The sequence below is a fragment of the Oleiphilus sp. HI0043 genome (genome assembly GCF_001634935.1).
Window position 1 is genome coordinate 33,621 of sequence record NZ_LWEY01001489.1, and the last position, 22,600, is coordinate 56,220.

At 44.4% G+C, this 22,600-nt stretch carries 19 protein-coding genes; 12 read left to right on the top strand and 7 right to left on the bottom strand.

From position 1 onward, the window contains the following. Position 1: 1 nt before the first annotated feature. From A3729_RS21345 to yjgA, 3 genes are all read left to right on the top strand, one after another. A complete protein-coding gene (locus tag A3729_RS21345; RefSeq protein ID WP_068509651.1) occupies positions 2-271 on the top strand; it encodes an HPr family phosphocarrier protein in 270 nt (89 codons plus the stop codon). Positions 272-504: 233 nt separating this feature from the next. After that, positions 505-1,869 carry a magnesium transporter gene (gene mgtE / locus A3729_RS21350; RefSeq protein ID WP_068553992.1) on the top strand — a complete coding sequence of 455 codons (1,365 nt, stop codon included), beginning with the start codon at positions 505-507 and terminating at the stop codon, positions 1,867-1,869. A gap of 50 nt (positions 1,870-1,919) precedes the next feature. Next, complete coding sequence (gene yjgA, locus A3729_RS21355; RefSeq protein WP_068508115.1) at positions 1,920-2,444, top strand: ribosome biogenesis factor YjgA; 525 nt, start codon at positions 1,920-1,922, stop codon at positions 2,442-2,444. Between the two features lie 6 nt (positions 2,445-2,450). Here yjgA and A3729_RS21360 read toward each other — a convergent pair whose 3' ends face one another. The 6 genes from A3729_RS21360 to A3729_RS21385 all read right to left on the bottom strand — a co-directional run bounded on the left by A3729_RS21360 (position 2,451) and on the right by A3729_RS21385 (position 11,323). Continuing rightward, the gene (locus tag A3729_RS21360; protein ID WP_068510930.1) at positions 2,451-3,275 is read right to left on the bottom strand and encodes a carbon-nitrogen hydrolase family protein; all 825 of its coding nucleotides are present in this window, start codon (positions 3,273-3,275) and stop codon (positions 2,451-2,453) included. Positions 3,276-3,312: 37 nt separating this feature from the next. Next, positions 3,313-7,305 carry a YhdP family protein gene (locus tag A3729_RS21365; RefSeq protein ID WP_068507585.1) on the bottom strand — a complete coding sequence of 1,331 codons (3,993 nt, stop codon included), beginning with the start codon at positions 7,303-7,305 and terminating at the stop codon, positions 3,313-3,315. Positions 7,306-7,314: 9 nt separating this feature from the next. Beyond that, the gene (gene rng, locus A3729_RS21370) at positions 7,315-8,790 is read right to left on the bottom strand and encodes a ribonuclease G (RefSeq protein ID WP_068507582.1); all 1,476 of its coding nucleotides are present in this window, start codon (positions 8,788-8,790) and stop codon (positions 7,315-7,317) included. 80 nt (positions 8,791-8,870) lie between these two features. After that, on the bottom strand, positions 8,871-9,350 hold the full coding sequence (mreD, locus tag A3729_RS21375) for a rod shape-determining protein MreD (RefSeq protein WP_068507580.1): 480 nt from the start codon (positions 9,348-9,350) through the stop codon (positions 8,871-8,873). Beyond that, positions 9,347-10,264, bottom strand: a complete 918-nt coding sequence (mreC, locus tag A3729_RS21380; protein ID WP_068507578.1) for a rod shape-determining protein MreC — start codon at positions 10,262-10,264, stop codon at positions 9,347-9,349. Before mreC ends, mreD begins: the two co-directional genes overlap by 4 nt. Positions 10,265-10,285: 21 nt before the next feature. Next, a complete protein-coding gene (locus A3729_RS21385) occupies positions 10,286-11,323 on the bottom strand; it encodes a rod shape-determining protein (RefSeq protein ID WP_068507576.1) in 1,038 nt (345 codons plus the stop codon). Positions 11,324-11,596: 273 nt separating this feature from the next. Here A3729_RS21385 and gatC point away from each other — a divergent pair, with 273 nt between their 5' ends. The 4 genes from gatC to A3729_RS21405 all read left to right on the top strand — a co-directional run bounded on the left by gatC (position 11,597) and on the right by A3729_RS21405 (position 16,370). Further along, on the top strand, positions 11,597-11,884 hold the full coding sequence (gene gatC / locus A3729_RS21390) for an Asp-tRNA(Asn)/Glu-tRNA(Gln) amidotransferase subunit GatC (RefSeq protein ID WP_068507575.1): 288 nt from the start codon (positions 11,597-11,599) through the stop codon (positions 11,882-11,884). Between the two features lie 81 nt (positions 11,885-11,965). Next, complete coding sequence (gene gatA / locus A3729_RS21395) at positions 11,966-13,423, top strand: Asp-tRNA(Asn)/Glu-tRNA(Gln) amidotransferase subunit GatA (protein WP_068507573.1); 1,458 nt, start codon at positions 11,966-11,968, stop codon at positions 13,421-13,423. Between the two features lie 15 nt (positions 13,424-13,438). Further along, on the top strand, positions 13,439-14,887 hold the full coding sequence (gene gatB / locus A3729_RS21400; RefSeq protein WP_068554455.1) for an Asp-tRNA(Asn)/Glu-tRNA(Gln) amidotransferase subunit GatB: 1,449 nt from the start codon (positions 13,439-13,441) through the stop codon (positions 14,885-14,887). Positions 14,888-15,104: 217 nt separating this feature from the next. Next, positions 15,105-16,370 carry a 6-phosphofructokinase gene (locus A3729_RS21405; RefSeq protein WP_068510974.1) on the top strand — a complete coding sequence of 422 codons (1,266 nt, stop codon included), beginning with the start codon at positions 15,105-15,107 and terminating at the stop codon, positions 16,368-16,370. Positions 16,371-16,499: 129 nt separating this feature from the next. Here the strand turns inward: A3729_RS21405 and A3729_RS21410 are convergent, their stop codons facing one another. Further along, entirely contained in the window at positions 16,500-16,835 is a 336-nt protein-coding gene (locus A3729_RS21410) for a DUF6122 family protein (protein ID WP_197470100.1), read from the bottom strand. 103 nt (positions 16,836-16,938) lie between these two features. Here A3729_RS21410 and A3729_RS21415 point away from each other — a divergent pair, with 103 nt between their 5' ends. From A3729_RS21415 to A3729_RS21435, 5 genes are all read left to right on the top strand, one after another. Next, a complete protein-coding gene (locus A3729_RS21415; protein WP_068510979.1) occupies positions 16,939-18,339 on the top strand; it encodes a M17 family metallopeptidase in 1,401 nt (466 codons plus the stop codon). Positions 18,340-18,395: 56 nt separating this feature from the next. After that, positions 18,396-18,656, top strand: coding sequence for a DUF5062 family protein (locus A3729_RS21420; RefSeq protein ID WP_068510982.1), 261 nt, complete (start codon positions 18,396-18,398; stop codon positions 18,654-18,656). A 238-nt stretch (positions 18,657-18,894) separates the two neighbouring features. Further along, the gene (locus tag A3729_RS21425) at positions 18,895-19,614 is read left to right on the top strand and encodes a 1-acyl-sn-glycerol-3-phosphate acyltransferase (RefSeq protein WP_068510984.1); all 720 of its coding nucleotides are present in this window, start codon (positions 18,895-18,897) and stop codon (positions 19,612-19,614) included. 216 nt (positions 19,615-19,830) lie between these two features. Beyond that, entirely contained in the window at positions 19,831-21,258 is a 1,428-nt protein-coding gene (nhaD, locus tag A3729_RS21430; protein ID WP_231872250.1) for a sodium:proton antiporter NhaD, read from the top strand. Between the two features lie 196 nt (positions 21,259-21,454). Beyond that, the gene (locus A3729_RS21435; RefSeq protein ID WP_068516105.1) at positions 21,455-22,591 is read left to right on the top strand and encodes a flavin reductase family protein; all 1,137 of its coding nucleotides are present in this window, start codon (positions 21,455-21,457) and stop codon (positions 22,589-22,591) included. The last annotated feature ends 9 nt before the right edge of the window (positions 22,592-22,600 follow it).

Here is a 22,600-nt window from a genome sequence, read left to right on the forward strand (position 1 = left end):
CATGCTTTCAGAACAAATCGAAATTATTAACAAACTTGGTCTCCATGCCCGTGCAGCCGCTAAATTTGTCGGTACTGCAACACGCTTTGAAAGCAGTATTAAAATCGCAAAGGATGGCCGAGAAGTCGATGGTAAAAGCATTATGTCTGTGATGATGCTCGCCGCAAGCTGCGGATCTTTTGTTGAAATCAGCTGCGAAGGTGCGGATCAGGAAGAAGCAATGACAGCGATCAAAGACTTGATCAATGATAGGTTTGGAGAAGGCGAATAAGCGCTCACTAAATTTCAAGCCCCCCACTCTTATCAGCTCCAATAAACTAGAACTCACTTTATAAAAGCAAACTAAGGCTCTGTTTATTGGATTATTCTGACTGTCGAAGTGTCAATTCATGCGCTATACTTAAGCAAACGTTTAAGCTATCTATATAGGTCTAATTGTAATCATCACTTCACCAGGCTTATCTGTTTTATCACTTAGCAGTTAACTAGAGATCAACGTGTTCCATGCCTAGCCAATTTTCAAACAAAAGCGCTAAAGAGAAACTTCATAGTGTAAATGAAGTAATCGAAAGCGGCTCTATCCGGCAAATTGAAAGGGTTGTGAACAAGGGGCTAAACGCAAGTGATATTGCACACCTAATTGAATCCTCTCCACCGCGAGAGCGAGCACTAATATGGCGCTTGCTGAATGACGATTTAAAAGGTGAAGTCCTACAAGATCTCTCTGAAGACATACAGGCGCACTTCCTCAGCAAGTTAAATGCTCAGGAAGTCGTAAACTTCACAGAAGACCTCGATACAGATGATCTCGCCGACATACTTCAGCAGCTACCTGACAATGTATCAGCTGAAGTCCTTGAGTCAATGGACACGCAAGACCGTGCCCGTGTCGAGGAAGTCCTCTCATATCACGAGGACACTGCCGGCGGCTTAATGAATACAGATACCGTCACCATCCGCCCCGGTATCACTATTGACGTTGTGTTGCGTTACTTAAGAAGACACCGTTCCTTACCAGAAATGACTGACAAATTGTTGGTTGTTAGTCGTAAAGATGAGCTAGTCGGAACTCTGCCACTTAATAAATTACTTGTCTCTAATCCCACTGCCACGGTTCGGGAAGTAATGGAAACTGACACCATTACCATAGATGTCAATCTGACCGATAGCGAAGTAGCTAATCTATTTGAAAGAAGAGATCTCGTCTCTGCGCCGGTTATTAACAAGGAAGGCATCCTTCTGGGCAGAATTACAATCGATGACGTGGTTGATGTCATCAGAGAAGATGCTGACCATTCGCTAATGAGCATGGCAGGTCTTGATGAAGAAGAAGATACATTCGCCCCCGTTAAGCAAACAAGCAAGCGCAGAGCTATATGGCTTGGCATCAACTTGATTACTGCCTTCATCGCATCAACAGTGATTGGCGTATTCAAAGAAACCATCGAGCAAGTCGTAGCGCTCGCCGTATTGATGCCTATCGTCGCCAGCATGGGGGGCGTCGCAGGTAGCCAAACATTAACACTGGTTATTAGAGCTATTGCTGTTGGCCAAATCAGCCATTCAAATCTGTCATGGCTGTTAAACAGAGAGTTTCTAGTATCCATAATCAACGGCACACTTTGGGCTTTTGTGGTCGCTGTCGCCGCCATTCTTTGGTTTAACGACCTAACGATTGGCCTGGTGATCGCTGCAGCAATGGTCATTAATCTAGTCGTAGCCGCCATCGCTGGCACAATCCTGCCTATTTACCTAAAATCAAAAAGCATTGATCCTGCACTAGCTGGTAGTGTTATCCTTACCACAATTACCGATGTTGTAGGCTTTTTGTCATTCTTGGGCTTGGCAACTTTTGCCTACGCGAACTAGTAAGACTCCATTAATATATTTTTTTGTTATACCATACAGGTACCCAAGTAATGAGCGATTTTGACCAATACCACGACGAAGATGATCTAGAATTTGAGAAAAGTAAAAGTCAGGTCAAGCGCGAGATGGAAGCACTCCAGGCTTTAGGCCGAAAACTTACTGAACTAAAGCCAGCTCAGCTAAAAAAAGTGCCAATGAGTGAAGATCTGACTCATGCAATAAAAGAGTCCTACAATATTCGTCAAAATGAGGCGAAAAGGCGGCACCTTCAATTCATTGGTAAGCTAATGCGCGCAGAAGACGCTGAAGCGATTCAGTTCGCAATTGATCAGTTTGACTCCAGCAGTCAACGATATGCTCAAGAGCTTCACCAAATGGAGTCCTGGAGAGACCGTTTGATTAGCGGTGGAAATGATGTGCTTAGTAATTTTATTTCCGACAACCCTGATACAGACGTACAACACCTGAGAGCGCTCGTTCGCAACGCTAAGAAAGATCACGACCAGCAAAAGAATACTGGCGCGGGTAAAAAGCTGTTTCAATATATTCGAACGATTACTCAAGATATTGAGTAAAGCCAGCTAACTTGAAAATAGCGGCATCGCTGCGCGAATTTTATTCAAGCCTTTAAAATCCAAATTCGCACTACAAATACCAGCTCCTTTGCCGAGCTGGTTTAATATGTTTCCCCAAGGGTCGATGATCATACTCTGTCCCCAAGTTTTACGCCCACGGCTATGCTCTCCACCCTGATTTGCAGCAATAACAAAGCACTGGTTTTCAATAGCTCGCGCACGCAACAATAACTCCCAATGAGCTTGGCCGGTTTTTTCGGTAAAAGCAGAAGGTACAAGTAATATTTTTGCCCTTGCCCTACGCATGTCCTGATACATCTCTGGAAAGCGCAAATCATAGCAAATTGAAAATCCGATTCCGGCCTGAGTACCATCTTCGAAACTTATCGTTTCAACTACGGTTCTTTCACCGGGACAAAAGGTATCCGACTCACGATACTCGCCATGCTCATCACCGACCTCAACATCAAATAAATGTTGCTTATCATAGTAGGCCTGTACTTCACCTGAGATATTAATCAGAAGACTACGACTAAAATATCGTTGCTTCCCTTGTGAACTAAGTGAGAGCGAAGCGGGGAACGGCAAACTACCCAAAACCAGGTTGATAGAATTATTTTTGGCAAATTGACGAAAGGCTTCCAAATATCCTTCGAACTTTTCCTGAAGCTGGGAATTTAGTGCGCTGCCGAAATAAAGAAAGTTTTCAGGGAAAACAACTAGCTCACAATCAGAACCAGAAAATTCACGCTCGAGTACCTCCATCGCCAGCTTGAAATTTTCTTCTGGCTCATCAGTACTGACCGTTTGAATGCATGCAACTCGAACCACGGCGTTACCTTATATAATTGATTGATGTCGTAGTATTTTAATTCGGTGCCAAATTGCTTTCTGCACCCGCATCACTCTCTTCTATTGGTGGCGTTACTCGCTGAGGCGTTTGAGTCGTCTTACGTTTTTTCTTGCTCGCGTTTACCGCCTCTTTTAATTCCACTATAGGCTTTTGCCACGTACCCGTAATATCGTATCGGGAAGTAGTTAAAGCACTTAAGGGTTCACCAAGCAATTTGTCTGCAAGCCAAACTAAACCTCCAATTTGAGGAGCACCAAGAACGAGAGCTGCCAAAGGCACATTCTGCGAAAAAGGCAGCTCAATAAGCATGTCCAGGTCCAGCGCCTTACTCGCTAAGTCACTACTTCCGTTTATGGTGTACTTCCCTGCCGGCCCATCAATGACCAAGGGTTTAGAGAGTGTAAGTAAGCCCTGATCTATACTTGAGTTCATCGTAAAAGAGTCGAAGCCGACCCCACTTTTATACAGGTCGGAGAAATCCAGCTTTAAACGACGCATTATCGCTTCAGCGTTCAAGATGCCGAACAGACGTAAAGCACCTGTTTTTTCATCGTCAGTTTGCAGAAATCCATCTTCGAGTATCAGTGACAGAGAGCCTGATAGTTTACCTAGCGAAAAGTCCTTAGGTGCACCAGGCCAGGTAAGCGCAAGCTTTGAACTAAAGTCATCACTACTCACAAGAGGATCAATACCTGCCAATCTGAATACATTTTCAAAATGCCTACCTTTGCCATCCATTGTCAGAATGCTGGTCTGTAAATTGTCTTCTGAAACCTGCCAATTAAGCCGTCCGGAAAACTGGCTACCTTTAACACTGCCTTTTATATTTGAGAATATCGCTCCTGTTGGCGACGACTGCAAATTACCACTCCAAGCACCTAGTTTTCGACCATCTAACTGCAAGTTAGACGCGGAGAATTCGACATTACTAAGCGTTCTAGGGTCAATTGGCGCACTATCTTCCTTTAAGTCTGAACTTGGTGTATCGCTACTTAATACCAGTTTGCTGAAATCTGCCTTGATAGAGCCATCAGTATTCGGCAGAACTATTTTTCCGGAGATATCCTCGCCTCTCAACTCAACTTGCCACTCATCACTTGGCTGAGAAATTTCTATACGAGCTTGTTTTAACTTATGATCAAATGCAGTTGTAGAAGCAACATCTAACTGAACTTTCTTAAGAATACTTTCCGTATTATTATCACTATCCAGCTCCCAAGGTAAGGCTATTAAATCGCCTACAAAGTCGATCCATGAATCTGCATCTAGTTCATTGAGATTAGCCGCGATGTTGAGGCCACTTAAGTCTGGCGCTTCCATACTAGCCTTATTTATCGAAACCTCTCCAAATGAAAATTTACCATCCACAAACAATAATTCGGTGTTGAGCGCCTGACTATTATCCAAGTTCAGTTTAGACAATACCAACATCTGCGAAGGTTTGAGTTTTAGACGAGTAATGAAATCCTCTCGTTGATCAACATGTTTCGCCAAGGGCCAAGGCCAGTCGCGCGTCAAGCCTTTTAAATTACTTCGAATATCAACAAAAGGCTCAGACTCCTTATGATTTGGGAGGTATAGTTCAGCGAGGTAATCGAAGCTTCCACCCAAAAACGCCGTAGTTTGATAGCCAAAAAAGTCGAAAACCTGTTCGATATCGGTATTACCTGCCAGGCTTATATTCGTTTGTGAGAGGTCTCTAAATTCATTACTTTCAAGATCAGTAAGCAGATAATCGTATGTAGCTGGATCAAAAGAAGTAGAAATATTTAGCAATGCAGGCTTCCCGAAAGCAATAACCTCTACGTCATTAGCTGTTACGCCCTTATCTTCTGTAACGTCGAGGACACCTGTCACGCGGTCAAAACTGATTCCAGAATCGGGATGATGAAGCTTAACCCCTTCTAAAGTCGAGCGAATAAGATAAGCAAGCTCAGCGCCGTCATCTCCTTCGGATACGGGTATATCCAAGAGTACGTCAACATCAAAGTCACCTTCGAACACTAACTGCTCTGCAACAGCTTCAGTATGTTCAGAGATTGGTGACTCAGCCAACCAATACTGTAAGTTTTCAGATGTAGCCTTTGTACTGCTTTCTATTCTAAGTATTGAGCTGGCTGCCCCTTCAGGCTCAAGCATTGTAGCTCGAACTTCATTTAGCTTTGTGTCGACAATTTTGGCCTCAGGAGCAATAACCAGCAACTGACCATTTTGAAGTGAGATATTCGCGTTTAGTTGCTCAGCAGGCGGCCAATTCCTGTCAAAGTCGAGCACCAGGTTTTCAGTATTCAGGTCGATGCTAGAAGTAAAGCTGTTGTCTGCAGTAATAGTTTCAACTGATCCGTGCCCCAGGTAAACTCCTGAAACAACGGTACCGGACCTTAAGGCATCGACTAACCAATCATGTAGACCTGAACCAACAATATAGTAAGGCACAAAAGACGGAGCGCTGGGAGCACTAAGATCTTGAAGAGCAATGGCTAAATCCAAGTAATCTTCATCGCCCTCTCCGTTTAGCCTTATAGAAAAATCACCATATACCAAACCTCCGTCTTGTTGCACCAAGCGCAAGCCATCAGAATAAACGTCTACGCCGTCTTCTTGAATATCCCACGCAACGTAACCATCAGCCTTTGCCATCGTCCAAGGCTCAAGAAATAATTCCGGGAAACCCAGCTCAAAGTCATGACTTGAAAAGTTTACGAAGCCTCCCTGATTATCAGCAAATACATATCCATTGATACCCATCCCGGAGGGTGTTCCTTCATAAGCATCTAGAGAGACCTGATCAAGCTCAGCTTCAAAGGTAAATGATGAGGCGTCTTTTTGATGTTCGATATTGATCCAGGCGTTTTTTAGTTGCCCTTCTGGCTGACTAATCTCAAGACGATCATGAAGATTATCTGACAAAAGCCCAGACGCGAGCCCCAATTGAGCAAGACAGTAAATATCGAGTTCTGACATCGATACCTTTGTTTGCGATGCATCACTGTTAATATTAATAACATCGCTTTGACACAAGCTCCCTTTCCAGGAGAAATTAAGGCCGTAAACAGACATATTCTGACCCTGATTGCTCTTTTGCCAATGGTAATCGAAAGCCAGGTTTCGTATTGGCGGAACGGATTGTTCCCCCGCACGCCAATTCATTTCATTTAGCTGAAGGTTGCCTTGAATTGATGTAAGACTAAACCCTTCGAATTCTAACCATGCACGCGTGCTTGCGGAAATATCATCAATTGATAGACTTTCCCAGCTATAAACTTGTAGCAATTTACCAAAGAATTCAGCGGAGCGTGCTTCGATATATAAGCTAGTCTTCATTCTTGATTCAGTTAACACGCCCTTACCTTCCAGAGAAAAAGATAATAAGGAACTAGCACTGTCAGACTCTCGAATCGAGCCGCTAATGAAGACACTATCATCGTGGTAAGTTAAGGAGCTGTTGGGAATTCTAAGAGTTTGAACCAAGCCTTTATTGTTATGTAAGGAGAGGCTTAAATCGTTAAGGTAGATTTTCGCTTGCCCAAGTAGAGCTTCTATATCTATTGGCAAGGCAGTTGGTGTCGCCTTCTCTTGCTGCTGTAACAATTCTTTTAAATCTACCGGTGTTGAAGCGACGGACCAGGCACCATCCTCAAACTGTTGCATACTAAGCTCAGTATGCTCAATCATGATTTCCTTGATAGAAGGCTGGAGATTAAGAAGAGAGTTGAGGAATGAAGCCTGTATACGTATACGCCCAACATAAGCGTAGCTCTGCCCGTTGACGCTAAGGCCGTGAATATTGAGCGTTGGGTCAAGACCACGCCAAGCAGAGTTCAATTGACGAATTTCAACACGCTGACCACTTAACTCAGATAGGTAACGCTCTAGATCAGGACGGTAGTCTTCAAGAAATATACTGGCTATTCTTAGCCCGAGTACGTACAAGGCAACCAGAAATAATACCGAAAAGGCAATCGTTATTAACTTAATCCTAATGATTTTCAGTATTTTATTCTTCACATTGTCACGCTAGACTAAGACTACATCAAATTGTCCCTGATTATACATGACTTCTACTTGAAACTTGATTTGCTTGCCAATGAAGGTTTCCAAGTCAGCAACATTGTCAGACTCCTCATCGAGTAAGCGATCAATCACGTTTTGCGAAGCCATAACCAAATAGATATTTGCGTCATAAGCACGATTCACCCTGAGAATCTCACGCATAATTTCATAACAGACTGTTTCAGCGGTCTTTAACACACCAGTGCCATCACATACAGGGCAAGGCTCACACAAGGTTTGCCCCAAGCTTTCAGTGGTACGCTTACGTGTCATTTCAACCAGGCCAAGCTCTGAAACGCAACTTACCGTTGTACGTGCATGGTCTCGCTCAAGCATTTTCTCTAACATTCGTAGAACCTGGCGCTTATGTTCCTCATCCTCCATATCGATGAAGTCGAGAATGATAATCCCGCCAAGATTTCTTAAGCGCAATTGCCTACCAATGGTCCTTGCAGCTTCGAGATTGGTCTTGAATATGGTCTCTTCAAGATTACGATGCCCGACAAAACCGCCGGTATTCACATCAATCGTGGTCATAGCTTCGGTTTGATCAATGATTAGATAGCCACCAGACTTAAGTTGAACCTTTTTTCCCAGCGCCTTCTGAATTTCATCATCAACATTATATAAATCGAATACAGGTCGTTCACCTGGGTAATACTCAAGCCGCTTACTAACATCAATGAGAAAGTTTTCGGAGAACTCCTTTACAATCCCATAACTTTCTTTTGAATCGATTCTAATTTTCTCGGTTTGAGGCTTTACCAGATCTCTTATCGCACGTGTAAACAGCGGCAAATCCTGATAGACAACAGATGGAATTGCGTTCTCTTTGATTCGCTGCTTTAGTTTTTTCCAAAGGCGCTCCAGGAACTTTATATCTGCCGTAAACTCATCTTCTCCTGCACCTTCGGCCGCAGTACGCACAATAAAGCCCGAGCCTGCCTCTTCGTTATCTACCTGACAATTCAAAACAAGCTGCTTTAAACGCTCTCGCTCTACTTCATCTTCGATACGTTGAGATATACCAATATGTGAAACACTTGGGATATAAACCAAGTAACGGCTAGCAATTGACAGCTGAGTGGTTAAACGGGCACCTTTCGTACCAATGGGATCCTTGATGACTTGAACAACAAGCTCTTGACCTTCGCGCAACAATAATGCGATATCTGCATTATTCTCACTTTCGCCAGTTTCACCGACTTGTGGGTTAGAGGTGATATCAGAAACGTGTATAAATGCGGCGCGCTCAAGACCAATATCAACAAATGCAGCCTCCATTCCAGGAAGCACACGGACTACTTTTCCTTTGTAGATATTACCAACGAAGCCACGACAACTTGAACGCTCGATATACACTTCTTGCAGCATTCCGTTTTCTACAAGCGCTACACGAGTTTCAACCGGCGTAACGTTAATTAAAAGCTCTTCACTCATAGCACTACCTGAAACTTTCCTGTCAAAATAATAAGATTAGCAGCTATTGAAACGAAGCGGCATATCAAAGCGTTTTTTTATTATCGCAATGCAAAAACAAGACGGTCGGTGAAAATTAATACAAAAGGCCAAACTAAGGCGCTTGATAGTGCAGCTCCCAGATAAGACATATTATTATCGACAGCGCCAAGCGCTCCTCTGATAGTCATCACAATCATCAACAAAATTCCGATAATAAAAAATATTACCAAGGACTGCTGTAGTACCGGAAACATTTTTAAGCGTTGATGCATCGTCAAAACCAAATAAGAGACGATACAGCAAGCAATTATATGAATACCGAGATAAGTACCTGACAGCACATCCATGATTGCGCCCACAATAAAAGCAGAAAACAGACCAATACGTTCGGGGTGCCTCAATAACCAGTATATCAAAGTCAATACCATCCACTCAGGACGAAAGGCAAGTAGCATTTGCGGCATTGCTAACAATTCCAATACGGCAGCTGCGGCGAAAGACAATGCAACGGCCACCCAACTTACTCTCGACTGAGTCATTCGTTTACCTCGTCAGACGCATGCTGCTTAGTACTAGATTGTTCTTTATTCTCATCGATGACGGTACTATCGTTTTGCCCCTCTTTAAACACCAAAAGCAAGAGACGACTTCTATTCAACTGTGCTTCAGGCCTGGCGCGAACCTCTGCAAAGGAGCGTCCATCATGGTGCGATATCTGGCTAATCCTTGCCACTGGATAGCCTTCCGGGAAGCGCCCCCCTAGACCAGAACTTACCAAAAGATCACCCACCTCAATATCAGAGGTATCTGGAACATTTCCTAGCTCAAGATAGTCGAGCGCCCCAACACCATAAGCAATCGCCCTAACACCATTTCTATTTACTTGGACAGGAACCGCATGACGACTATCAGAGATAAGTAGGACCCGGCTGGTAAATTCATTTACTTCAACCACTTGCCCCATCAATCCCTGTGAATCAAGAACGGCCTGACCGAGATAAACCCTGTCTTGACTGCCCTTGTTAAGCAAGATGTATTGATTGTCAGAATCAGGGCTAACACCGATCATTTCGGTAACAACGACACCATCGTCAACAATGCGAGAAGCATTCAGTAGCTCACGCAAGCGATTTAACTCAGCCGTTACTGATGCGAGTTTTTGAGCTTTGCGCTCAAGCACCAACATGCGGGATTCCATTAAATCGATTTTTTCTTGGAGATCGGAACGGCTCGTAAAGCTTTCACTCAAGCCTTCACTAATAGAAACCGGTAAATCACTCAACCAGTGAACCGGTGTTAACGCAGAGCTTATTACTCCACGAACAGGGTCTAGATAGCTAAATCTAACATCAATGAATATCAATAAGAGTGATACGACTGATGCTAGAATTAACCTGTATACGAGATAAGGGCCTTGAACAAAAATTGTTTTATCAGAAGCGCCAAGTTTCATTACTCAATGTTACCCAGCTTTTTATTCAATTGGATATAAGCCATCCGAGCTATTATCGATCAATTCGATTGCTTTACCACCACCACGAGCAACGCAGGTAAGCGGGTCTTCTGCGACAATAACAGGAAGGCCTGTTTCTTCACTTAAAAGTCGATCAAGACCTCGGAGCAATGATCCGCCACCTGTCAGGACAATACCACGCTCGGCAATATCTGATGCAAGCTCTGGAGGTGACTGCTCTAAAGCCCCTTTCACTGCCTGTACAATCGCAGATAATGACTCTTGTAGCGCTTCGAGGATTTCTTCACTGTTCAAGGTAAAGCCACGAGGCACACCTTCTGCCAGATTGCGACCACGTACATCGATCTCTCGAAGTTCAAGACCTTCGTATGCACAACCGACTTCCTGTTTAATCTTCTCTGCAGTGGTATCACCAATTAGGCTGCCGTAGTTACGACGAACATAAGTAACAATTGCTTCATCAAAGCGGTCACCACCAACTTTTACTGAGTCAGCATAAACAATGCCGTTTAGAGAAATGATGGCAATTTCAGTCGTACCACCACCAATATCAACGACCATAGAGCCACTTGCTTCTTCAACGGGTAAACCGGCACCAATCGCAGCAGCCATTGGTTCTTCAATCAAATAAACTTCACGGGCACCTGCACCTAGAGCAGACTCGCGTATGGCCTTTTGCTCAACTTTAGTTGAACGACTCGGTACACAAACCAAAACACGCGGGCTAGGTGTTATAAAGCTGTTTTCGTGAACTTTGTGAATAAAGTGCTGCAACATCTTTTCAGTCACAACGAAGTCTGCAATAACTCCATCCTTCAATGGGCGAATTGCTGTGATATTACCAGGAGTACGACCAAGCATACGCTTTGCTTCAGCACCAACCGCTGCAACTGTTTTTTGCGCTCCGTTGCTACGAATAGCGACTACAGAAGGTTCATCCAGAACAATGCCTCGTTCCCTAACATAAATAAGCGTATTAGCTGTCCCTAGGTCAATAGATAAATCGCTGGAAAATAAGCCTCGGATCTTTTTAAACATGGTGTGAGATCAACCTAAACAATTCGTAGAAAATAATCGAGCAACTTTAACAACGGTACCTATATAGAGCAAGACGGAATTGAAAAATGAACGATAATTAAAGCTAATTTACCCCATTTCTGAACATATATTAAACAATACGATTTAATTAACCCCTCTTATTTGTCTGGCCGGAATTATTCCTGATATTATGGCGGCAATTTTTTAATTACCTAACACCTAATCTGTGGCTTCGAATTGATGCTCCAGAAAAGACAACGCTTGAGGATTAACATGTCCATCGATCCAGAAGACATCAATAAAATTGCTCACCTGGCTCGGCTTCATATCGAAGACGATAAAGTTGAGAAAATCAGTAACGATATAACAAATATTCTGTCATTGGTTGATCAGCTACAAAATGCCAATACTGAAGACATTCCACCAATGGCTCACCCAATGGATGCTGTACAGGTTCTACGTCCAGATGTTGTCACTGAAAGCGATAAAAGAGAAAAGCTCCAAACTGTCGCCCCCAACACTGAAGACGGTTTATTTCTTGTGCCAAAGGTTATTGAGTAAGGTGAACGTCCACCTATCCATTAGCAACATCACATTATTATCGATAGCACAACATTCACTCTATTCGAAAGCTAACTAAACATGCTAAACAAAACTGTAAAACAATTATCAACAGGGCTTGCTAGCGGCGAGTTTTCAAGCCTCGAGCTCAGCCAATACTTTCTAGACAGAATCAAGAAGCTTGACGGCCAATATAATAGTTTCATTACCGTTACCGAAGAACAAGCGCTTGCACAGGCGAAAGCAGCCGATGAGATTATCGCAAGCGGCAAGGCAACACCCTGGACAGGTATTCCCTTTGCACATAAGGACATCTTCTGCACCGAAGGCGTGTTAACTACCTGCGCCTCAAAAATGCTAGATAACTTTATTCCGCCTTATGACGCCACCATCGTCAGCAATTTTAAAAATGCGGGCGCAGTTTGTTTAGGTAAAACAAACATGGATGAATTCGCGATGGGCTCATCTAACGAGACAAGTTATTTTGGCAAAGTTATCAACCCTTGGAGCCAAGAAGAGCAACTTGTACCCGGTGGTTCATCTGGCGGTTCAGCAGCTGCCGTTGCCGCTCGACTTGTGCCAATAGCAACCGCAACCGATACCGGCGGCTCTATTCGCCAGCCTGCTTCTCTTTGCGGCTTAACCGGATTAAAACCAACCTACGGCCGTGTTTCACGCTACGGAATGATTGCCTTCGCATCAAGTCTTGACCAAGCTGGCCCGATGGCTCTCACTGCAGAAGATGCGGCAATGATGCTGAACGTGCTTGCAGGACATGACGCCAAGGACTCAACCAGCCTAGACCGCGAAGTACCAGACTACACAGCGAACTTGAATAACTCACTTGAAGGCCTCCGAATTGGTCTACCAAAAGAGTTTTTCAACGAGCACTTAAGCGCTGAATTGCAGGATGTATTGCAAACCGCTATTAAGGAGCTGGAAAAGCTGGGAGCGACGTTTAAAGAAGTGTCGCTACCACATTCTGACCTGTCAGTACCGGCCTACTACGTGATTGCGCCAGCAGAATGTTCTGCAAACTTGTCACGCTTTGACGGCGTTCGCTTTGGGCACCGTTGTGACGACCCGAAAGATCTGATGGACATGTATCAGCGCACCCGCTCTGAAGGCTTCGGCGATGAAGTTAAACGACGTATTCTAATAGGTGCTTACGCCCTATCCGCCGGCTACTACGATGCCTATTACAGAAAAGCACAGCAGGTTCGCCGTTTAATTAAGAATGACTTCGTCAGCGCCTTTGAAGAAGTTGATTTGATCTTAGGCCCAACCTCTCCGTCGGAAGCATTTGGCTTTAATTCCAAAGGTGATGACCCTGTAAAAATGTATCTTGAAGATATCTTTACTATTTCAACCAACCTCGCCGGGCTGCCTGGCATGTCACTTCCAGCAGGCTTATTAAATGGTCTGCCTATTGGCATGCAACTTATTGGTAACTACTTCGACGAACAACGTATGCTTAACGTCGCGCATCAGTTCCAACAAGTTACCGATTGGCACACCTTAGCACCACAGAACATTTAAGCCTGGAGAAACACTATGCAATGGGAAACAGTAATCGGGCTTGAAGTTCACGTCCAGCTCGCCACCAAAACGAAAATATTTTCCGGCTCTTCTACTGCCTATGGCGCAGAGCCAAACACTCAGGCAAACGAAGTTGACCTAGCCTTGCCTGGCACCTTGCCTGTACCAAATGAGCAAGCCTTTCGTTACGCCGTTATGTTCGGCTTGGCTATCGACGCAGAAATCGGTAAACGCTCGGTTTTCGAACGTAAAAACTATTTTTACCCAGACTTGCCCAAGGGTTACCAGACCACGCAGCTAGACCTGCCGATCGTTGGCCCTGGTGTTGTTGAAATTGAACTAGAGGACGGCAGCAAGAAGTCTGTTCGTATCCATCACGCTCACCTTGAAGAAGATGCCGGTAAATCGCTTCATGAAGATTACCATGGCATGTCAGGCATAGATCTGAACCGCGCGGGAACACCGCTTATTGAAATCGTGTCAGAGCCTGATATCAGCAATAGTGAAGAAGCAGTCGCCTTTGCCAAAAAACTACACTCAATTGTTACCTCTCTTGGCATCTGTGACGGTGAAATGTCACAAGGCTCAATGCGCTTTGACGTCAATATCTCGGTACGCCCCAAAGGTCAGGAAGAGCTTGGTACACGAACCGAAACCAAGAACCTTAACTCCTTCCGCTTCATGGAAAAGGCGATCGCCCTTGAGGTTGAGCGTCAGATAGATATTCTTGAAGATGGCGGCAGCATCACGCAAGAGACCCGCTTATACGATGGAGAGAAAGATATCTCCCGCTCCATGCGTAGCAAAGAAGAAGCAAACGATTACCGCTACTTCCCATGCCCTGACCTGCTTCCTGTCGAATTGTCTGACGAGTTTATTGATCAGATTAAAACTGAGATGCCAGAGCTTCCTGATGCACGAAAGGCAAGGTTCTGCGCCGAATACGGCTTATCAAGTTACGATGCAGGCTTGATCTCAGCACAGGCAGACCTTTCTCATTATTTCGAGACAGCCAGTAGCATTTCAGGTGACGCTAAGCTTTCTGCCAACTGGACAATGGGAGAGCTAAGCGCGCGACTCAACAGCGACAGCATCTCCTTAAAAGATTCTCCTATCAGTGCAGAGCAACTTGGGCAACTGGTGCTTAGAGTTAAAGACAACACTTTGTCGTCTTCAGGTGCAAAGAAAGTATTCAATACACTTTGGGAAAAATCTGGTGATGATGTTGACGCAATTATTGAATCACAAGGTCTAAAGCAGGTATCTGATACCGGTGCGCTAGAAGCATTGGTTGACGAAGTACTCGCTGGCATGGCTGATCAGATTGCACAGTATAAAGAGGCCGATGACAAAAAGCGTAAAAAGCTTATGGGCGGATTTATGGGGCCTTTAATGAAAGCCTCTAAAGGACAAGGAAACCCTAAACTGTTCAATCAGATTCTTGCCAAGAAACTTAATAGCTAGCTTTAATTTTTGACCTGAATAACAGTAGAAGTGAGAGTGCACCGCTCTCACTTTTTTATACTTTCGATACGAATCGCCAAGGTTAATTGTCAACAGTTTTTATTTTAAGACTGATACCGACTGATTAGTAATCAGGCTCATGAAACTTTCATAAAAATGCAGTATGATGCGCGAAATTTATGAAACCTTTCATTTTTATCGAAGAATAGGATATTCAATGACTATCAAAAATGCTTTCTACGCACAGTCAGGTGGCGTAACTGCCGTAATCAACGCTTCAGCTTGTGGCGTAATCGAAACAGCTCGCCAATTCCCAGACAAAATTGGTAAGGTTTACGCTGGACGTAACGGCATCATTGGAGCACTCCGTGAAGAGTTGATCGACACCAGTCTGGAAAGCATCGAAGATATCGCCGCACTAAAGCACACTCCAAGCGGTGCATTTGGTTCTTGCCGCTACAAACTGAAAAACCTTGATGAGAACAAGCGTGAATATGAACGTCTGATCGAAGTATTCAAAGCTCATGATATTGGGTACTTCTTCTATAATGGCGGCGGCGACTCTCAAGATACAGCTTATAAGGTTTCTCAACTAAGTGAAAAAATGGGTTACCCGATTACTTGTATCGGTGTGCCAAAAACCGTAGATAACGACCTTCCGTTCACTGATTGCTGCCCGGGCTTTGGTTCGGTTGCAAAATACGTCGCTATTTCTACTAAAGAAGCGGCAATGGACATCGCTTCTATGTGCGAGTCCTCAACTAAAGTATTTATTCTTGAGGTCATGGGCCGTCACGCAGGTTGGATCGCCGCAGCTGGTGGTTTGGCCGGCACCGAAGCGCACGAAGCACCACACGTTATTCTATTTCCAGAAATAGCCTTTGATAAACAGAAGTTTTTAGCACGTGTAGATGAAGCAGTAAAAAATTACGGTTACTGCGTTGTCGTGGCATCTGAAGGCGCTCAGTACGAAGATGGCCGCTTTGTAGCAGACGCAGGCGCAGTTGATGCGTTTGGTCATACCCAACTAGGTGGCGTCGCACCAACGCTTGCTAATATGGTTAAAGATGAATTTGGTTATAAATACCACTGGGCAGTTGCCGACTACCTTCAACGCGCAGCACGCCATATTTCCTCTTCAACGGATGTTGAGCAGGCCTATGCCATGGGCAAAGCAGCTGTTGATTTCGCTGTAAATGGTAAGAATGCAGTCATGCCAATTATCGTTCGCGAACAAGCCGCTCCATACAAGTGGTCTATCGGTGAAGCACCGCTTAGCCAGGTTGCTAACCAAGAAAAGAAAATGCCTATTCACTATATTTCAGATGATGGTTTCGGAATTACTGCTGAGTGTCGTGAATACCTAACTCCACTTGTTCAAGGCGAAGACTACCCGCCTTACGATGAGAACGGTATGCCGCGCTACGTTAAGCTTCAGAACAAGCTTATTGAAAAGAAGACAGGAAGTGAGTTCGAAGTTTAAAGCTTCGCAACACGCTTATCTAACTCAGAGACTCCGCCTACCCAAAGTTATGTAGGCGGCCCGTCTCGGGGCGCAGAACGGACATGCCGTTAGTTTCAGCCCTACGTATGCAGAGGGTTTCATCCTTCGCTAATGAATAGCCCCATAAAAACCTTGCCGCCAACAATCCTGGGCATCCAGGCCCATATGGATTAGCAAGCCTATCCCTATCCACCGAGTTGCTGGAAACAAAGCCATCAGAGCATAAACCGGAATCATAAATTCTTTATGTAGAGGGTGGAAACCAATACTGCATCGACCTGGGTCATAAATCGGTACCGCAAGTAAGTGATCAAGATCGACTAACATTGTCGCAACCAAAAGCAGATATATTTTTACCGTGAACTTAGAATCTCGTGTTTTGGCAAAGACTGCTGTTGCTACTAACAACGGTACGAGAAAGTGTAATGCGATATGAAGAATGATTTTCTCCCGATTATGTTTATACTGAACTTATCAAAAGCGCGGATGTTAAAGCATAGATATCGCTTTCGCGCTCCCAGCTAACTCCTGAAGGCTTTACCAATCAATGAACGAACAGTTTCCTGTATTAGAAGTTTCAAATCAAGAAAGCACAGCAATCGTTATTATCAATAGCGAACACTACGAAAACTGGGTAGCAAAGCAAGCCGAAAATATTAAGACCTGGTTGAACGCAAATAACTATGAGGGGAAAGGTGGAATCCTCATCCCGGATAGTGACGGCAGCGCACTGCAATGCATTTATGGAATGAGCCCTAAGAGTGACTACTTCATTGCTGGCGATCTAGCGCTACAAATTCCTGCGGCGCGCTACTCGCTGGATTGCAGTCAGTGCAGCGAGCTATTTGAAGACCAAACTGAGTTTGAAACTCAGTTCGCAATCACCTGGGCCCTCTCTTGTTACCGGTACACTGAATATAAAAAGAATGATAAGAGCCTGCCAACACTTTCTGTATCTTCAGAAGCAATACTCAACAAAGCACAGGCATTTTCTTCTTCAGTGTCATTAGTAAGAGATCTGATCAACACCCCAGCCAGTGACTTAATGCCTGAAGATATGGGTACCGTAGCTGAGCAGCTCGCAGAGCAATACGGTGCTAAGCTCGAACAGTTTGTTGGCGACCAACTACTTGAGCACAACTACCCTACCATTCATGCCGTTGGCAGAGCCAGTGTACATGAACCAAGGCTCATTGATCTTACTTGGGGTGACGAAGATGCCCCAAAAATAACACTGGTTGGCAAAGGAGTTTGCTTTGACAGCGGAGGCCTGGACCTCAAGCCCAGTAATGCTATGCGCCTTATGAAAAAAGACATGGGCGGCGCGGCGCACGTACTTGGGCTAGCAAAATTAATTATGGACCAAGCTCTTCCAATCAGATTACGTGTACTAATACCCGCAGTAGAGAATGCCGTATCTTCGAATGCTTTTCGTCCAGGTGATGTAATCACCACACGACAAGGAATTACTGTCGAAATTGACAACACTGACGCTGAAGGCCGCTTAGTCTTATGTGACGCATTGACCGAAGCAGATAGCGAAAACCCGGACATGATATTCGACTTTGCAACACTAACCGGCGCCTGCCGAGTTGCATTAGGAACAGAGTTACCCGGTTTTTTTTGCAATGACGAACAACTTGCATCTTCGTTGCAGGAGTGTGGAAAGAGCAGCCAAGACCTTGTGTGGCAACTCCCCCTACACAGCCCTTACCAGGACATGCTAAAAAGCGATATTGCTGACACCCTTAATAGCGCAGCCACGGGTTTTGGCGGCGCTATTACAGCAGCGCTTTACTTACAATTATTCGTGTCTGATGACACTCCATGGGTTCATTTTGATGTAATGGCCTGGAATAATCGAAAGCTTCCTGGGCGACCAACTGGCGGCGAAGCATTTGGTATTCGTGCAGTCTTCGACCTACTAGAGCAACGTTTCAACAAATAAAACAAATTAGCTATGTTACACATTCACCCTAACTATAAACTTATGAGAAGCCCAGTATGGCGAAGAAGCTAAAAAACGAAGCTCAACTCCTTAAAGAAGCAATTCGCATCGGCACCTTATATGCCGAAAAACGTGGCGTCGCAAAATTCGAAGCTGATGACTCTCAAGACGACAAAATCGAGTACATTTACCGCTTACTAGTACACGACAAGCAGCTTCAACCTCTTGCTAAGGATGATCTGACCTTGGTGAAAATGAAGCACAAAATTGTTATGTGGCTGTATAAGCAGTTACCCGAGGGACATCCGCTTAAATAATTTACTTTGAGCCATTGCTTTAGGCAATGGCTCAGACTATCTTATGCACTATTCACCTTCACGCCTGCCGTAGACAAACGTAAAAGCGAATCTACACTCAGCACGATGATCGTGTTGAACTCTTTTCAGTTGTAGATTCAACCATTAATTTCCAATGATTCAATCCAAGACACTGTAATGAGTTCGCCCAATAGCGTACACTTGTACTCAAACTTTAATTACTTGCACTGAGAGTCTAATGATTCGTTTTATTCGTTATTCCTTATTATCTATTCACTTTGTCATCAGTTGCGCTCTCGGCCTTCTTTACGGAATTATTCGCCCCTTTCACCCGACTAACAGCCGCTGGTGCGCACAGACATTTGCGTTTTTCGGCCTGCCTATTATTGGTATTAAGCCAAAATTGGTTAACGCCCATAATTATCCAAGCGATCGTCCTTTTATCGTGGTAGCCAATCACCAAAGCAACTGGGACTTATTTGTAACTGGATATTCCGTGCCGCCACGCACAGTCAGCTTGGGTAAAAAAAGCCTTAAATGGATTCCATTTTTTGGCCAGCTTTACTGGCTAGCTGGCAACGTGTTAGTTGACCGAGGTAACCCTAAAAAAGCGATGGAAGCAATGGAGATTACCAAAACAGCCCTCACTGAAAAGAAAACCAATATTTGGTTTTTTGCAGAAGGCACACGTAATCGTGGCAAGAACATGCTTCCATTTAAAAAAGGCGCATTTGTAACGGCCATCAACGCAGGCGTTCCTATTGTTCCCGTATGTACAAGCCCTTACTTAAAAGGTTTTAGTCTCAACAACCGCACGAATGGTCAGGCGATTATCGAAATACTTCCACCCATTGAAACAAAAGACCTTAGTAAAGACGACCTTGAAGAGCTAATGCTCAGTTGTCGGCTTGACATGATGGAAACTATCAGCCGCCTAGAGGATGAGTGCGGTAAATAGAGCGACACATCGCGACGCCCAAACTAGCCAGAACCTTTCGCTTCTGGCTAGCCGTCTCTATAAACCTTGCCTAGAATTCCCTTCCCCAAATTGATTTACGTCTAGAATCGTCTAATTAGCCCCCATACGCACATATTAAGCCTTAGAGACACTGGTCAAAACGAGATAAAGTTGTTTATCATCAACTATCCAAAAACAACAATGATTTGAAGCACTATGCTCAAGCCTCTACCCATAATCATGCCAGGCTTACGCTTTGTATTAGTAATCGCTTGCACGCTACTCGCTACCAATGCGCATAGTGAGCCACAACTGATTAAGCCCTATGATTTAAGCTCGTCATGGACTGGCTATCTGGCATTAAGCGTCTTCTGTCTCGCTTATGTTTTTGTCGTACTTGAAGAAAAAATACACCTGCGAAAGTCCAAACCAGTTCTTCTAGCCGCCTCTCTGATATGGATTATTATTGCTTTTGCGTACCACCGCTCTGGTGATAGCGAATTAATTGAGCCTGCAATCCGGCATAACTTCCTTGAATATAGTGAGCTATTTTTCTTCTTACTTGTCGCCATGACCTATATTAATGCCATGGTAGAGAGAGGGTTGTTTGATGATTTACGTTACTGGCTAATATCAAAAGGTTTTAGTTATCGCCAACTTTTCTGGTTCACAGGTTTCCTGGCGTTCGTAATTTCACCGATCGCAGACAATCTAACTACCGCACTTATACTTTGCGCCGTCGTTATCGCTGTCGCAAATGGTAAGTCTAACTTCGTCTCGGTCAGCTGCGTTAACATTGTTGTCGCAGCAAATGCCGGTGGCGCATTCAGCCCCTTCGGCGACATCACCACGCTAATGGTCTGGCAAAAAGGTATTATCGAATTCAGCGATTTTTTTGCACTCTTTCTCCCCTCCTTGGTCAACTTTTTAGTTCCCGCAAGCATCATGCACTTTGCAATCCATAAAGGCACACCCGATGACCCTGAAGGAAATGCTCGCCCGGTTAAGTTTGGTGGAGTTCCTATAGCTATTTTATTTATCCTAACTATTGCGACGGCTGTCACCTTTCATAGCGTCTTACACATCCCACCGGTATTTGGCATGCTCACAGGCCTTGCCTACCTTAAATTCTACGGTTACTTCCTCAACCAAAAGTCCAAATCCTGGAACCACGGCTCTGAGTACCCTCCCGGCGCGAACCAAGACCCTTATGACTTTGATGTATTCTCTAAAATCGCCCATGCTGAGTGGGACACGCTATTCTTTTTTTATGGCGTCATAATGGCTGTTGGAGGCCTGGGATTCCTTGGCTACCTTGGAATTAGCTCTGAGTATATCTACGGTGAATTTGGCGCAACAAACGCTAATATCATGGTGGGTGTCTTATCTGCTTTAATTGACAATATCCCGGTGATGTACGCCATTCTAACAATGAACCCTGACATGCCACACGTACAGTGGCTATTGGTCACACTGACCGCCGGTGTTGGCGGCAGCCTGTTATCAATCGGTTCGGCCGCAGGTGTCGCTCTAATGGGCCAGGCTCGGGGAAAGTATACCTTCTTCAGCCATTTAAGATGGACGCCAGTCATCGCGCTCGGCTACGCTGCCAGCATCTGGGTACACCTATTAATCAACAGCTAATGCTATAAGAATTTTTTATAGACTTGCTAATGCCACCACTCTACACCTATAAAACTCCCCCCTTCAATAAACTGACATACATCAAACTCCAGAGTACACCTGTAAGTTTATATTGACAAACAACACCCCCTTCTATAACGTCTATATCTAAGAGTACAACTGTTCTCCTAAATTACTACCACTCTCGAGGAAAATTATGGACACACTCAGCCAGAAACGACCATTCAATGATGTTGCGTCTTTAAAGCAACTGCCTCGGAAAGTAGCAGATCTTTTCAAGAGCACTGCTGGACTAAACAAACGAGCGAGCGAAGTTATTGATGAACGCTCCCCTACCATTAATGCACGCATTAGCCGGATAGTCAAAGAGACACACGATACCAAAAGTTATTACTTCAAAACTAAACAGTCTTTAAATCATCACAGCGCTGGCTCTCATATTAATATAAAGTTCGACAATAAAGGCGAAACCGTTGAAAGAACATACACCTTGTCTTCACAGCCAGAGCTAGGCTTTGATCATGCACAACAAAACGAGTACGCCATTACGGTTAAGTGCATAGAAAAAGGATTAGCTTCAAACTGGCTATTCTCACAGCTTAAAGTTGGAGACGAAATCAATGTCAGTAAGGCGCAGGGACAATTTGTATTACCCTACCACCCTCCAGGAAAGATTCTTTTTCTCTCTGCAGGAAGCGGCATAACTCCCGTCATGTCAATGCTTCGCTACCTGTCAAAAACAGGTAACCGCAGTGATATTGTGTTTATAAATTACGCTAAGTCAGCCAAAGATCTTATTTTTAAAAAAGAGATTGAAGAGTTAACAAGCAGTCGCTCAAATATTAATAGTCAGTTTGTGCTAGAAACTGGCTCACGCGGAAAGAAAAGCGGCCTAATAAATAGTTCACAACTTCAATCACTCGTTCCTGACTTATCAAGTCGCGACATCTACATGTGTGGCCCCCAAGGTTTTATGAAGGCATCTATGGAAATATTTGAGCAGCTAAGCATAGCCCCTTCAAAAATCCATCTAGAGAACTTCACTTCAGACCTGGCTGATGCCAGTACATTAGGCTACTCGAGCGAGCTTCAATTCGACTCCTTAGATGCATCAGTCGTATCAAGCCCAGCAAGAACAATATTGCAGGAAGCTGAAGCGGCCGGTTTGAAGCCTAAATCAGCATGCCGCACCGGAATCTGCCGAACCTGCCGCTGCAAGAAAGTTTCAGGCACTACCGTCAATCTAGCAACCGGGGAAGAGTCGACAAAAGATAATGACTACATCCTTCCCTGCATATCCGTTGCGAAAACAGCAACTCACATCGAGTTATAGGACAGTTTT

Excerpts from the sequence above, each read along its gene's own strand:
- A3729_RS21345 (WP_068509651.1), top strand. The coding sequence starts at position 2 with ATGCTTTCAGAACAAATCGAAATTATTAACAAACTTGGTCTCCATGCC.
- mgtE (WP_068553992.1), top strand. The coding sequence starts at position 505 with ATGCCTAGCCAATTTTCAAACAAAAGCGCTAAAGAGAAACTTCATAGT.
- yjgA (WP_068508115.1), top strand. The coding sequence starts at position 1,920 with ATGAGCGATTTTGACCAATACCACGACGAAGATGATCTAGAATTTGAG.
- rng (WP_068507582.1), bottom strand. The coding sequence starts at position 8,790 with ATGAGTGAAGAGCTTTTAATTAACGTTACGCCGGTTGAAACTCGTGTA.
- mreD (WP_068507580.1), bottom strand. The coding sequence starts at position 9,350 with ATGACTCAGTCGAGAGTAAGTTGGGTGGCCGTTGCATTGTCTTTCGCC.
- mreC (WP_068507578.1), bottom strand. The coding sequence starts at position 10,264 with ATGAAACTTGGCGCTTCTGATAAAACAATTTTTGTTCAAGGCCCTTAT.
- A3729_RS21385 (WP_068507576.1), bottom strand. The coding sequence starts at position 11,323 with ATGTTTAAAAAGATCCGAGGCTTATTTTCCAGCGATTTATCTATTGAC.
- gatC (WP_068507575.1), top strand. The coding sequence starts at position 11,597 with ATGTCCATCGATCCAGAAGACATCAATAAAATTGCTCACCTGGCTCGG.
- gatA (WP_068507573.1), top strand. The coding sequence starts at position 11,966 with ATGCTAAACAAAACTGTAAAACAATTATCAACAGGGCTTGCTAGCGGC.
- gatB (WP_068554455.1), top strand. The coding sequence starts at position 13,439 with ATGCAATGGGAAACAGTAATCGGGCTTGAAGTTCACGTCCAGCTCGCC.
- A3729_RS21405 (WP_068510974.1), top strand. The coding sequence starts at position 15,105 with ATGACTATCAAAAATGCTTTCTACGCACAGTCAGGTGGCGTAACTGCC.
- A3729_RS21415 (WP_068510979.1), top strand. The coding sequence starts at position 16,939 with ATGAACGAACAGTTTCCTGTATTAGAAGTTTCAAATCAAGAAAGCACA.
- A3729_RS21420 (WP_068510982.1), top strand. The coding sequence starts at position 18,396 with ATGGCGAAGAAGCTAAAAAACGAAGCTCAACTCCTTAAAGAAGCAATT.
- A3729_RS21425 (WP_068510984.1), top strand. The coding sequence starts at position 18,895 with ATGATTCGTTTTATTCGTTATTCCTTATTATCTATTCACTTTGTCATC.
- nhaD (WP_231872250.1), top strand. The coding sequence starts at position 19,831 with ATGCTCAAGCCTCTACCCATAATCATGCCAGGCTTACGCTTTGTATTA.
- A3729_RS21435 (WP_068516105.1), top strand. The coding sequence starts at position 21,455 with ATGGACACACTCAGCCAGAAACGACCATTCAATGATGTTGCGTCTTTA.